This is a genomic window from Pseudomonas solani (assembly GCF_026072635.1).
Taxonomy (GTDB): domain Bacteria; phylum Pseudomonadota; class Gammaproteobacteria; order Pseudomonadales; family Pseudomonadaceae; genus Metapseudomonas; species Metapseudomonas solani.
In genome coordinates this window covers 1,568,103-1,580,459 of the sequence record NZ_AP023081.1, presented here as the reverse complement: position 1 = coordinate 1,580,459, position 12,357 = coordinate 1,568,103, and the positions used below count along the sequence as shown (strand labels likewise).

Here is a 12,357-nt window from a genome sequence, read left to right as displayed (position 1 = left end):
TTCTTTGGGCGGTTGGAAAGGCGGCTTATTCGTCGCCGGACGAGAAGTCGTAGTCCATCGACTGGCTCGGGCCCTGCAGGTAGTAGCCCTGGATGTAGTTGACCCCGGCCTGCCAAAGGGTGGCCAGGACACTGGCGCTCTCGACATAGGGCACGATGGTCAGCTTGGCCTGGGAGTGCAGGCTGGCAAGCAGAGTCTTCAGCGCTTCCTGGCTTTCCGCCTTGCTCAGGTCCTGGGTGAAGGAGCCATCGACCTTCACGAAGTCGATGTTCAGGTGCTTGAGCGTGTTGAACGGGTTGAGCGCGCAGCCGAACTGGCTCAGGGCGACCTGGCAGTGCAGCTCGGCGAGGCCCTGGGTCAGGGCCTTGGCCTGCTTCAGGTAGGCGATGGCGTCCGGCTCGCTGAACTGGAAGATCAGCGCATCGGACGGCAGGCGTGCGGCCTTGAGGGCGACGCTGAGCCACGGCAGCAGGGTCTGGTCCTGCAGGCTGACGCCGGACAGGTGCACGAACAGGCGTGTGCTGTGGCCCTTGGAGCGGTGCTCGGACAGCAGCTTGATGGAGTTGAGGATCACCCAGCGGTCGATCTTCTCGGCCAGCCCGGCTTCCCGTGCCGCGCCGAGGAAGTCGGCTGGCGGTACTTCGTCGCCCTGGGGGCTGAGCAGACGCAGGAGGACTTCGTAGTGTTCGAAGTTGTCGCCGCGCAGGCTGATGATCGGCTGGAACAGCAGGCGGAAGCTGTTGTTCTCCAGGGCCTGCTGGACCATGGCCACCAGGCTGCCGCGATTGGCGGCGGCGGCCAGTTCGCTGGCCGGGTTGTACAGGCGCACTTCGTTGCCGTCGGTGATCTCGTCCGCGCAGCGATGGGCGCGATCGATCACTTCCTGGGCCTTGGGCGTGGTCTCGTTGAGGCCGGCGACACCGATGGACAGGCTGAACTGCACGGTGCGGCCGCTGACGTCGAACAGGTGGCCCTCGACCTTCTTCAGCAGCGTACCCAGGCCTTCGCGGGCCTGCTCCGGGGTGATGCCCGGTTGCAGCACGCTGAACACGTCGTCACCGAAGCGCGCCAGTTGCGCGTCGGCCGGGAAGTGGGCGCGCAGTAGGTTGGCCAGGTCGGTGAGCAGCAGATCGCTGCCGGCGATGCCGACGTCCGCCTGCAGGCCGGAGTAGCGGTCGACGCGGATGTAGGCGAGGGAGGCGGGCTGGCCGGCATTCACTGCGCGGTCGGCGGCGGCGTCCATCAGCTCGCTGAAGTGGTTGCGGTTGTACAGGCCGGTGACCAGGTCCTGGCTGCTGATCTCGCGCAGTTTCTCTTCCAGCTCGGCGCTGGCCGTTTCCGCGCGGATCACCACCTGGATGCACGGCTCGCCGTCATAGGTGGCGGGGGAGAAACTCATGCGCGCCTGGAAGCTCTGGCCGTCGACCTTGGCACCCGAGCAGGTCAACTCGGCGCTGCCGTCGCCACTGCGGTAGTTCTTGAGGAAGTCCTTGAACACCACCTGGTCGCAATTGGCGATCAGGTCGATCATCGGCATGCCTTCCAGCTCTTCCGCATCCTCGTAGCCGAACATCTCGACATAGGCGCGGTTGGCGTAGATGTGCATGCCGTCGTGGACGTAGGTGATGGCGTCGACCGAGCTGTCCAGCAGCAGCTGGCAGCGTTTCTCCGCTTCACGCAGGCTCACTTCGGCTGCGCGGCGGGAGCGGCGTTCTTCGAGGTTGGCCAGTTCGCGGTTGGCGACCAGCACCAGGCGCTCGTCCTCGCCCTGGGGCAGGGCATCCTGGGCGCCAAGGGCCAGGGCCTCGGTGATCAGGTCCGAGTCGTTCTCCGTCACCAACTGGATGAAGGGAATGTCCTTGGCCTGACGGCGGATGGCGTTGAGGGCTTCGCCAGGGGAGAGGTTGTCACTCTCGGGGGCGGCGATGAGCAGGTCCCAGCTCTGCTGGAGGACCTCGGCGAGGTCATCGCTGGAGACCAGGCGATGCACCCGGGTCGCGCGACCCGAGTTGCGAAACAGGCTGACCAGGCGCTCGGCTTCGTTCTGCGAGTCTTCCAGGATCAGCAGACGGATGGTTTTCTTTTCGATTGCCATGGCGTGTGCTTAGACCGCGCCGAACGGGCGCTAATAGGCGACAAATGGTGATGGCACGGGAATCTACAGCGACTTCCAGAGGGAGTCAAAATCTTCCTCCCCCGCAGCGCTTTGCTCGCTGGAAGCTGTGACGGGCTTCCCGGGATTCTCGCTTTCCTGCTCGAAGGCGCGGTATTCGAACTGGTTGAAACTGCCGGTGGTGGTCTGACGGCTGGTGAGTACCGCGCGACGCTCCTTGCCCTGAATGTTGATCTGTACCTTGTTGCCCTCCTGGAAGGGCAGGCGCGGGGTGATCAGGGTGGCCGGGCGCGAGATGGCGCTGATTTCCGGCAGCAGCAGGGCGCGCAGGTAATGGCTGTGCTGGTCGGCCTTGCGCAACAGCTGCAGGCCGCAGGCCTGGGCGTGGGGGGCGATCAGTTCGATACCCATCTGCGTGCCGCCACCGCGGACCTGGCGGATCCAGCGCACCACGGCAACGCTCCAGCCCTGGCCGGGGGCGTCCTGCACACCCAGGAGCTCGCCGGCCTGCAGCTGGCTGGGGACTTCCTTGGGCCAGCTCAGGCAGTAACCGCCCGGGCTGTGGTTGACGATGGTCAGGGCGAAGGTCGGGTAGCTCTCTGCGCTGGGGGCTGCGGCGGCGTGTTGCGGCGAGGTGTCGCCGCTGACCACGGGCTTGCTGTACTGGATCTCTTCGTAGGGCAGGCCGGCTTCCCAGTTCTGGTTGGGTTGGGCGTCGAAGGCGTTGCCCCAGATATCGCCCTCGTCCTTGTTGATCGGCTTGAACACGGCCTGGCCGACTTCGACCGGGAGCTTGAGGATTTCGCTGAACGGCTTGCTGCCGGAGATGAAGAAGTGCAGGGCGCTCATGCCGATGCACAGGGTCAGGGTGCCGCGGCCCGGGTTGCGCTGGAAGGTGCGCTCGGAAATGTCGCCCCAGGCGGAGCTGAGGTGCTGCAGCAGGTCCAGGGTGATGCCTTCGGGAACCTGCAGGCGGGCCTTGTCACGGCTTTCGTTGGGCAGCAGCAGGTATTCCTTGATCGCGTCCACCAGGGGCAGCGGATCGATGCCCAGCAGATTGGGCAGTTCGCTGTCCTGGAACAGCGACTTGTAGCGCGGCGGGCCGTCCACCTGGGTGGCGATGGCGAACAGCGTGGTCGGTTCGTTGCCGCGCTGAAGCCTTACCAGGCCACTCCAGGGCTCCAGTACTTCGGCAAGACGGGCGATGTTGTTCTGGCGCATCTGGTTGCAGCGCGAGCAGCCCAGCAGCAGGGCCACGAGGTAGGTCTGCTCGACGCTCAGGCCTTCGGTGTGACGGGCCAGGTTGTCGCGGATGATGGCGCGCTGGACTTGGCGGGAGACGGCAATCTGGTAGAGCTGATGCAGCTCCAGCCACAGGCCTTCGGGCACGGGGCAGTAGAGCTGGCTGGCGCGGATCAGTGCACCGTTGAGGCTGTGCATGGCCCGCTGCAGGGCGATGGTCAGCAGTTGCGCGCCTTCCTTGGACTGGCGCGACGATTCCTGGGCAACGATCTGCTTGTAGCCGATGGCCAGGTGGTTCTGCAGGGCCTGGCAGAGGTTGGCGACCTTGCGCGGGCGCTCGTCGAGGACTATGGCCTGGTTGAGGAAGTGACGCTCCAGGTGCTGGCAGACGTAGTAGACCTCGGGGCGCAGCAGTTCGAGCAACTGCAGGCGGTTTTCACTGGCGGTGACGAGCTGGTTGAGCTCCACGAGGGCCTGGTAGAGCTGGCGCGCGGTCTCGCCGAGGTTGGCCTTGGGCAGTCCGGAAATCCAGCGTTTCAGATCACGCGGGGAGGCATCGCAGAAGGACAGGCTCTGCTTGTTCGGAGTAGGAACACGCAATAACAGGTGGGGACTCTGTTTGTCCATGTAGCTCGAATACTCCAACTGCAGCGGGCAAGACGTGCGGAAATTTCACTCGCACTCTAGCAGCATCCCTTGCGGCCCGCAGCCCATCGCGGGGTTGGTATGGCAAAGTGCTGCTACGGAATGGACGGCGAGCCGGGCGGCTGCACTGCAAGGTTGGACATTCGGTCGCAGCCTTGCGTTCAACCCGGCCCGCCCGGTTTATCAGGCCTGCGCGGGCTGTGCCAGCAGTTCGCCCATGCTCACCGCGCTGCCGGCGGCGAGGCCTTCGGCCCAGCGGATCTGCTGCGGGCCGAAGAGCACGATGGCGGTGGAGCCCAGCTTGAAGCGGCCCAGCTCGGCGCCCTTCTCCAGGCTGATCGGCGCACGTGCGGCTTCGTCGTAGCGGAAGGTCTTCAGCTCGCGCTTGGGGGGCGTTACCAGGCCAGCCCAGACGGTCTCGATGGAGGCGACGATCATCGCACCCACCAGCACCACGGCCATTGGGCCACGCTCGGTGTCGAACAGGCAGACCACGCGTTCGTTGCGGGCGAAGAGTTCGGGCACGTTCTCGGCGGTGCTCTGGTTCACCGAGAACAGGCGGCCGGGCACGTAGACCATTTCACGCAGGGTGCCGCCCAGGGGGGCGTGCACACGGTGGTAGTCGCGAGGCGACAGGTAGATGGTGGCGAAGTCACCGCCCATGAAGGGCGCGGCGCGCTCGGCGTCACCGCCCAACAACTCCAGCACGCTGAAGCTGTGGCCCTTGGCCTGGAAGATACGGCCGTGCTCGATGGGGCCGAGCTGGCTGACCGCACCGTCGGCCGGGCAGAGGATGGCGCCGGGCGTCGGGTCGAGCGGGCGCGCGCCCTCTTTCAGGGCGCGGGTGAAGAAAGCGTTGAAGTGTTCGTAGGCGGTGAGGTCTTCGACCAGGGCTTCACTCATGTTCACCTGGTAGCGGCGGGCGAACCAGGCGGTGAAGGCGTTCTTGAACCAGCGCACGCGGCACTCTGCCACGCAGCCGGCCAGGCGCGAGAGCAGGTGATGGGGCAGCAGGTATTGGCTGATGATGAACAGGCGTTCTTTCATGGGTGTTCCTTGTTTACCGGAGGCTCAGGCCTCGACAGGGGTATCCGGGTGGTTGCCCCACTCCGACCAGGAGCCGGCGTAGCCCTTAACGCGGGGGTAGCCCAGCGCCTTGGCCACCAGGTAGGTGAAGCCGGAGCGGTGGTGGGTCTGGCAGTGGGTGACGATTTCCTTGTCCGGGGTGATACCGAGCGATTGCAGGATCTCGGCGATGTCTTCACGGATGCGCAATGCGCGCTGAGGGTCCATGCCGGCGGTCCATTCGAAGTTCACCGCGCCGGGGATGTGTCCACCCTTGGCCGCCAGCACCTTGGTGCCGGCGTATTCGCCGGGGCCGCGTGCGTCCCAGATGGCCAGGTCGGCGGCACCGAGGCGACTCTGCAGGTACTCGCGGGTGGCTGTGGGCTCGTCGTGGATCACCAGCGGCAGCGGGCCGCCGGCCGGGGCCGGAGTTTCGGTCGAGGTGGCGCGGCCATCGGCCAGCCAGGCGTGCAGGCCGCCGTTCAGGTAGTGGTAGCGGCCGTGGCCGATCACATCCAGCAGCCAGATGAAGCGCCCGGCCCAGCCACCGCCCTCGTCGTCATAGACCACATAGGTGGCGTCGCTGCGCTGGCCCAGTTCGCCGAACAGGGTTTCGAGGTCCGCCTTGGCGGGCAGCAGGCCGGGGGCCGGGGCCTGGCCGAGCTGGGTGCGCTTGGGGTCGACGAAGCGGGCGCCGGGAATGTGGCCTTCGGCGTAGCGCGCGGCGCTGGTCAGGTCCACCAGGATCAGGTCGGGCGCATCGAGTCGAGCTGCCAGGTCGGCCGGTTCGATCACCAGTGGCAGGCCGGAAAAGGCGGACATTGAACACTCCGGAAGAGAATGAAAGAGGCGGATTGTAGCGGAAAGGTCAGCGCCCGCGCGTAGCAAAGCTGGCCAGGGCGCGCTCGATGCATTGCACGGTCTTTCCGAAGGCCTGGAGGCTGACGTCGGCGAAGGGCTGGCCGCCCTGGTCGGCGATCAGCAGCAGGGCGACGCGACCGTTGGCAGGGATGGAGCGCAGCAGCACGTGGTCGGCCGGGAACAGTGCCTTGAGGTTGCCGGGGATCAGCGCGGAGTACTGTGCGGCGTTCTCCGGCGTTAGACGCAGCTGGCCGGGTTGCGCGAGCAGACGGCGCAGCACCTGGCTCTGGGTCGGGTCCAGTTGCAGGCCGGCGGCTTCCCTGGGCAGCCCGGCGCTTTGCTGCACCGCCAGCCGGCTCTGGGTGCGATCGGTGAGCAGGATCAGGCAGCGGCGCATGCCGCAGGCCGTGAGGGCGTCGCGGGCACAGCCGGTGAGCTGGACGATGTTGGCGAAGGGGCTAGGCTCCTTCAGCAACTGACCACAATGCTGGCGCCATTCGCTGAGTGCGGCGGCGGGGGCGGGGTCGGCTTCACTTCCTCGGTCGGCCAGCGGCTGCAATCCCAGGGCCAGATCAACGCCTGGGCCGGATGCCAGAGGTCACTGCGCGCGTGCTTGCGGGCGCTGTCGGCAGCGTGCTGGTGGATGAGTTGCTGCAGCTCGGTCAGCGGCAGTTGCATGTAGAGGCCGGTGAGGCGCTGCCAGCGCAGGCTGTGGTCGCAGGCCCAGGAGTCGTGGGCGGACACCGCCAATCCGTTGGCCAGCAATACCGTGTTGCCCGGCTGGGTGAGCCAGCGGCGCAGGGCCGGGTCGGCATCGAGCATCTGTTGCTGGTGCAGGGGGTGCTCGTTGTCACGGGCGATGTGCAGGGCCTTCACCAGCATGCGCCGGTCGGCGTTGAGCAGGCGGTAGCCGTAGGTGATCCAGTCCGGCAGCTTCCAGTGCTCGGCCAGGGCCTGGCACAGGCGCAGCAGTGGCACGCCGAGCAGTTCGAGTTCCACCTTGCGCGCCGGCTCGCCACGGACGATGACGCGGGTTTCCCAGGCGGCGAAGAGCTGCGGGTGCAGGGCCAGCAACGGCCAGAGCGGGGACAGGAACAGCAGGCTGTTCCAGTGGATTTCCTGCCACAGGCGCGCCAGGCGGGCGGCGAACAGGCCGCTGGCCTGTTGCGAGGCGTGCTGGCTGATCAGTTGCAGTTGGCGCAGTGCCAGGGGGATATCGGTTTCGTTGACGGCTGGCAGGCGGTTGAGCAGCTCTTCTGATCGCTTCAGACCGAGGCGCGTGAGGGCCACTTCCAGGCTTTCCGCCGGGCTGTCGAGGGAGGAACCGGCGCGGTTGGCCTCACGCATGATGCTCAGTGCCAGGCCGGGACTATCCTGAATCAGGTCAGCGATCTCGCGCATCGAACGGCGGCTGTCGCCCAGGGCGCGGCGCACCCGTTCATGGCTTTCCGCCGGAATCGGGAGGCGGACGCCGTCGAGTTGTTTGATCCAGGCGTCGAGGCTGCTGGGTGGGGGCATCTGCGTCTTCATGAGGTTTGAGCCAAACTGGCTTTTCGCCTTAACTGGCTATAGTCTGGCGCATAAGTTCCGATAATTAGAAGGGTTGTTTTCATAACCCTATTACTGACCCTTCAAGTCTCACTTTATGGCAAAAATAATCGGCATCATCGTCGTATTCGCCACCGTTCTCGGCGGATATGTCCTTTCCCACGGTAAGATCGGTGCCCTGATACAGCCTTTCGAGGTGTTGATCATCGGTGGCGCGGCGCTCGGGGCCTTCCTCCAGGCCAACCCGGGCAGCACCTTCATGCATGTGCTGAAAAAGTCGCTGAAGATGTTCGGCTCGCGCTTCACCCATGCCTTCTATCTGGAAGTGCTGCGCCTGCTCTACGAGATTCTCAACAAGAGCCGCCGCGAAGGGATGATGGCCATCGAGGCCGATATCGAAGACCCGGCCGCAAGCCCGATCTTCAGTAAGTACCCGGGCATCCTCAAGGATGCCGGGATGGTCGCGTACATCAGCGACTATTTGCGCATCATGTCTTCCGGCAACATGGCGCCCCACGAACTCGAAGGCTTGTTCGACATGGAACTGAACAGCCTGAAGGAAGACCTCGAACACCCCTCCCACGCCGTTACCCGCATCGCCGATGGCCTGCCGGGCTTCGGTATCGTTGCGGCGGTACTGGGTATCGTGGTGACCATGGCGCTGCTCGGCCAGGTCGAGCAGTCTGCGCTGGGCCAGCACGTGGGTGCTGCCCTGGTGGGTACCTTCCTCGGTATTCTCGCGGCCTACGGTTTCTTCGGCCCCTTGGCCGTCTGCCTGGAGCACGACGCGAAGGAAGAGCTCAACGTCTACGAGGCCATCAAGGCTTGCCTGGTTGCCTCGGCGTCCGGGATGCCTCCGTCGCTGGCGGTGGAGTTCGGGCGCAAGGTTCTATACCCCGCACATCGCCCGAGCTTCAGCGAGCTCGAGCAGGCCGTTCGCGGTAGCTGACCGGGGCTGAACCATGGATAACAACCAGCCGATCATCGTCAAGCGGGTCAAGAAGATCGCCGCTGGGCACCATGGCGGTGCCTGGAAGATCGCCTTCGCCGACTTCGCCACCGCGATGATGGCGTTCTTTTTGGTGCTCTGGCTGATGTCCTCGGCCACGCCCGAGCAGAAGAAGGCGATTTCTGGCTACTTCCAGGACCCCATCGGTTTCACCGAAAGCGCCAGCCCTTATGTGATCGACCTCGGCGGTACGCCGACGCCGGCGCCGGACCGTACGCTCAACCCCGAGCTGAAGGACGCCCCTGACGCCCAGGAGGCGGCGATCGACTCGACCAACAAGCAGGTGGACGCCAAGCAGGTGGAAACCCTGGCCGACCAGATCGAGAAGGAACGCCTCGAGATGCTGCTGCAGGAGCTGCAGAACAAGGTCGACGAGAACCCCGAGCTACGCAAATTCAAGGACCAGATCCTGTTCGAGATCACCCAGGATGGCTTGCGCATCCAAATCATGGACGCCGCCAACAGGCCCATGTTCGACCTCGGCAGCGCGCGCCTGCAGCCCTATTTCGAAGACATCCTGCTGATCATGGCCGAGACCATCAAGGCCGTGCCGAACAAGATCAGCATCAGCGGCCACACTGATGCCAAGCCCTTTGCCGGGGCTGGTGAGTTCGGCAACTGGGAGCTTTCCGCCGGCCGCGCCAACGCCGCGCGTCGGACCCTGGTGGCGGGCGGCTACCCCGATGATCAGGTCGCGCGGGTGGTGGGCTATGCCTCCTCGGCGTTGTTTGATCGCGAGGACCCCTTCAACCCGGTCAACCGGCGCATCGATATCATCGTGCTGACCAAGAAGGCCCAGCGCGACATCGAGGGTTCCCATGGCGACCAGAACGCCCCGGCCGAAGGCGGTACCCCGCCGTCGACGCCCGCCAGCGGCACGCCGCCTTCGGTCCCCGGCGCGGCTTCCGGCACCCAGGTCACACCACCCGGTGGCGCCGCGCCGCTGCAACCCCAGGAGTTGCAGCAGAAGCTGAACATCTTCGAGGATGGCGTGCTGAAGATGGACGAGAACAAACAGCCCTGACGGCAGCCCGACCCGAATGAAAAAGGCCACGCGATTGCGTGGCCTTTTCGTTTGCGGCGCCTGTCAGTATTCGGGTTCCGGCAGGCTTTCGAGGATGTGCCGGTAGCTCGACATGCGCTGGGGCTGCACGCGGCCGTCCTCCAGCGCCTTGAGCAGGGCGCAGCCGGGCTCGCGGTCGTGCTTGCAGTCGCGGAAGCGGCAGGTGCCGAGCAGGTCGCGGAACTCGATGAAGCCGGCTTCCACATCGTGGCGGCTGACGTGGCCTAGGCCGAATTCGCGGATGCCGGGGGAGTCGATCAGCTCGCCGCCACCGGGGAAATGGAACAGTCGCGCGGTGGTGGTGGTGTGGGTGCCCTTGCCGGTCAGCTCCGAGAGCGGACCGACGCGGGTGTCGACACCGGGCAACAGGCTGTTGACCAGCGAGGATTTACCGACGCCGGACTGGCCGACGAACACGCTGACGTGGCCGTCGAGGCGTATCTGTAGATCTTCCATGCCACCGCCGCCGTGTGCCGAGACTTCCAGCAGCGGATAGTCGAGCTGCCGATAGACGCCCAGCAGAGAGTCGAGCATCGCGCTGTTGTCATCGTCCACCAGGTCGGCCTTGTTCAGCAGCAGCAGCGGCTGGATGCCGGCATGCTCGGCGGCCACCAGGTAGCGGTCGATGAGGTTGGCGTGCGGGTGGGGCAGGGGAGCGAAGACGATGACGATCAGGTCGACGTTGGCCGCCACCGGCTTGAGCAGGCCGCGCATGTCCGGCCGGCACAGCTCGCTGGTGCGCGGCAGTTGCGCGACGATCACGCCGCTGCCCTGGTTGCCCGAGCGCCAGACCACACGATCGCCGGTGACCAGCGCCGGCAGGTTGGCGCGCAGGTGACAGCGGAATACCTGGCCGGCGATCTCGCCTTCCAGCGCCTCGACCTCGACCTGCACGCCGAAGTGGGCGATTACCAGGCCGGTCTGTTCGGGGCCGAGATCGCCGCCTTCCAGCTCGTCGAGCGCGCGTGATTCGCGCTTGGCCGCACGGGCGGCGCGCTCTTCCTGGATCTTCTCGATGCGCCAGCTTTGCCGGCGGCTGAGGTGGCGTTTGGCCATGGAACTTCCACTGATTGAAAACGGCGGCGAGTTTAGCACGGGCAGCCCGGCGCACCGGGCTCTAAGCTAGAATGCGCGCCTTGCCTTGGAGAGCGAACATGCAGAACGCACAGAACCTGATCTGGATCGACCTGGAAATGACCGGCCTCGATCCCGATAACGACGTCATCATCGAAATGGCCACCATCGTCACCGACAGTGATCTCAACGTGCTCGCCGAAGGCCCGACCATCGCCGTGCACCAGAGCGACGAGATTCTTGCCGGCATGGACGAGTGGAACACCCGCCAGCATGGCCAGAGCGGCCTGACCCAGCGCGTGCGCGAGAGCCGCATCAGCGCCGCCGAGGCCGAGGCGCAGACCCTGGCCTTTCTGGAGCAGTGGGTGCCCAAGGGCAAGTCGCCGATCTGCGGCAACAGCATCTGCCAGGACCGCCGCTTCCTCTATCGCCATATGCCCAAGCTGGAAGGCTACTTCCACTACCGCAACCTGGACGTCTCCACCCTCAAGGAGTTGGCCGCGCGCTGGGCGCCCCATGTGCGTGACGGCTTCAAGAAAAGCAGCACCCACCTGGCCCTGGACGACATCCGCGACTCCATCGCCGAGCTGCGCCACTACCGCGAGCACTTCATCAAGGTCTGAGCCGTTTCAGGCTGCCTGGTGTCGGGCGAGGGCCCACTCCACGTGTTCGCGAACCAGTTCCGAGGGGTGCTCGCGCCGGGCACGCAGGGCCTCCAGCACCGGGATGGTCGAGGGGGCGTTGCCCAGGCCGACCGCCAGGTTGCGCAGCCAGCGTTCGTAGCCGGCGCGGCGTAGCGGCGAGCCTTCGGTGCGGGTGAGGAACTCCTCCTCGTTCCAGGTGAACAGCTCCGCCAGGGCCGCATTGTCCAGGCCGTGGCGGGGCTGGAAGTCGCCCTGGTCGGTGGGGCGGGCGAAGCGGTTCCAGGGGCAAACCATCTGGCAATCGTCGCAGCCGAATACGCGATTACCGATCAGCGGGCGCAGCTCTTCCGGGATCGAGCCCTTGAGCTCGATGGTCAGGTAGGAGATGCAGCGCCGCGCGTCCAGTTGATAGGGCGCGACGAAGGCGGCGGTGGGGCAGATGTCCATGCACGCCGAGCAGCGGCCGCAATGTTCGCTGCCGTGGGGTGCATCCACCGGCAGCGGCATGTCGACGAACAGTTCGCCAAGAAAGAAGTAGCTGCCGGCCTTGCGGTTGAGCACCAGGGTGTTCTTGCCGATCCAGCCGAGGCCTGCCTGTTCGGCGATGGCCTTCTCCAGTACCGGCGCGCTGTCGACGAAGGCGCGATAGCCGAAGGGGCCGATGGCCTGCTGGACCCGCTCGGCCAGTTGCTGCAGGCGCTTGCGGATCAGCTTGTGGTAGTCGCGGCCCAGTGCGTAGCGCGAGACGTAGGCCTTCTCCGGCTGCCCCAGTACCTGCGCCATGCGCGTGTCGCCGGGCAAATAGTCCATGCGCAGAGAGACCACCCGCAGTGTGCCGGGGACCAGCTCGTCCGGGTGGGAGCGCTTGCTGCCGTGGGCGGCCATGTAATCCATCTCGCCCTGGTAGCCCGCGTCCAGCCAGCGCTGCAGGTGCGCCTCGTGCTCGCCCAGCTCCACCCCGGTGATGCCCACTTGCTGGAAGCCGAGCTCGCGTCCCCAGTCCTTGATGGACTGCGCGAGGTCGGCGAGTTGTTCGGGAGATAGGGACATGCTGGAGGGAAACCGCAATCGAGGTGCGTATAATTCTGCCAGA

Annotated in this window: 9 protein-coding genes and 1 pseudogene; 3 read left to right on the top strand and 7 right to left on the bottom strand. The window is 65.7% G+C overall.

All coding sequences use genetic code 11. The features are described from left to right. Window positions 1–25: 25 nt before the first annotated feature. The 5 genes and pseudogenes from PSm6_RS07345 to PSm6_RS07325 all read right to left on the bottom strand — a co-directional run bounded on the left by PSm6_RS07345 (window position 26) and on the right by PSm6_RS07325 (window position 7,456). Entirely contained in the window at window positions 26–2,095 is a 2,070-nt protein-coding gene (locus PSm6_RS07345; protein ID WP_043242387.1) for an EAL domain-containing response regulator, read from the bottom strand. A 63-nt stretch (window positions 2,096–2,158) separates the two neighbouring features. Then, on the bottom strand, window positions 2,159–3,982 hold the full coding sequence (locus tag PSm6_RS07340) for a cyclic-di-GMP receptor FimW-related protein (RefSeq protein WP_021219756.1): 1,824 nt from the start codon (window positions 3,980–3,982) through the stop codon (window positions 2,159–2,161). 201 nt (window positions 3,983–4,183) lie between these two features. Beyond that, window positions 4,184–5,047 carry an archaetidylserine decarboxylase gene (gene asd / locus PSm6_RS07335; protein ID WP_021219755.1) on the bottom strand — a complete coding sequence of 288 codons (864 nt, stop codon included), beginning with the start codon at window positions 5,045–5,047 and terminating at the stop codon, window positions 4,184–4,186. 24 nt (window positions 5,048–5,071) lie between these two features. Continuing rightward, complete coding sequence (gene rhdA, locus PSm6_RS07330; RefSeq protein WP_021219754.1) at window positions 5,072–5,887, bottom strand: thiosulfate sulfurtransferase; 816 nt, start codon at window positions 5,885–5,887, stop codon at window positions 5,072–5,074. A 46-nt stretch (window positions 5,888–5,933) separates the two neighbouring features. Beyond that, window positions 5,934–7,456: pseudogene (locus PSm6_RS07325) on the bottom strand (HDOD domain-containing protein). Window positions 7,457–7,571: 115 nt separating this feature from the next. Between PSm6_RS07325 and motA the strand changes: the two are divergent. Beyond that, the gene (motA, locus tag PSm6_RS07320) at window positions 7,572–8,423 is read left to right on the top strand and encodes a flagellar motor stator protein MotA (RefSeq protein ID WP_021219752.1); all 852 of its coding nucleotides are present in this window, start codon (window positions 7,572–7,574) and stop codon (window positions 8,421–8,423) included. 13 nt (window positions 8,424–8,436) lie between these two features. Beyond that, the gene (motB, locus tag PSm6_RS07315) at window positions 8,437–9,507 is read left to right on the top strand and encodes a flagellar motor protein MotB (RefSeq protein WP_043242400.1); all 1,071 of its coding nucleotides are present in this window, start codon (window positions 8,437–8,439) and stop codon (window positions 9,505–9,507) included. A gap of 63 nt (window positions 9,508–9,570) precedes the next feature. Here the strand turns inward: motB and rsgA are convergent, their stop codons facing one another. Then, window positions 9,571–10,602, bottom strand: coding sequence for a small ribosomal subunit biogenesis GTPase RsgA (gene rsgA, locus PSm6_RS07310; RefSeq protein ID WP_043242404.1), 1,032 nt, complete (start codon window positions 10,600–10,602; stop codon window positions 9,571–9,573). A gap of 98 nt (window positions 10,603–10,700) precedes the next feature. On the opposite strand from rsgA, the gene orn reads away from it, so the two are divergent. Then, the gene (gene orn / locus PSm6_RS07305) at window positions 10,701–11,243 is read left to right on the top strand and encodes an oligoribonuclease (RefSeq protein WP_021219749.1); all 543 of its coding nucleotides are present in this window, start codon (window positions 10,701–10,703) and stop codon (window positions 11,241–11,243) included. Window positions 11,244–11,249: 6 nt separating this feature from the next. On the opposite strand, the gene queG is transcribed toward orn, so the two are convergent. Next, entirely contained in the window at window positions 11,250–12,314 is a 1,065-nt protein-coding gene (gene queG, locus PSm6_RS07300) for a tRNA epoxyqueuosine(34) reductase QueG (protein ID WP_043242413.1), read from the bottom strand. Window positions 12,315–12,357: the final 43 nt, after the last annotated feature.

Excerpts from the sequence above, each read along its gene's own strand:
- asd (WP_021219755.1), bottom strand. The coding sequence starts at position 5,047 with ATGAAAGAACGCCTGTTCATCATCAGCCAATACCTGCTGCCCCATCAC.
- rsgA (WP_043242404.1), bottom strand. The coding sequence starts at position 10,602 with ATGGCCAAACGCCACCTCAGCCGCCGGCAAAGCTGGCGCATCGAGAAG.
- PSm6_RS07340 (WP_021219756.1), bottom strand. The coding sequence starts at position 3,982 with ATGGACAAACAGAGTCCCCACCTGTTATTGCGTGTTCCTACTCCGAAC.
- PSm6_RS07345 (WP_043242387.1), bottom strand. The coding sequence starts at position 2,095 with ATGGCAATCGAAAAGAAAACCATCCGTCTGCTGATCCTGGAAGACTCG.
- motA (WP_021219752.1), top strand. The coding sequence starts at position 7,572 with ATGGCAAAAATAATCGGCATCATCGTCGTATTCGCCACCGTTCTCGGC.
- queG (WP_043242413.1), bottom strand. The coding sequence starts at position 12,314 with ATGTCCCTATCTCCCGAACAACTCGCCGACCTCGCGCAGTCCATCAAG.
- orn (WP_021219749.1), top strand. The coding sequence starts at position 10,701 with ATGCAGAACGCACAGAACCTGATCTGGATCGACCTGGAAATGACCGGC.
- motB (WP_043242400.1), top strand. The coding sequence starts at position 8,437 with ATGGATAACAACCAGCCGATCATCGTCAAGCGGGTCAAGAAGATCGCC.
- rhdA (WP_021219754.1), bottom strand. The coding sequence starts at position 5,887 with ATGTCCGCCTTTTCCGGCCTGCCACTGGTGATCGAACCGGCCGACCTG.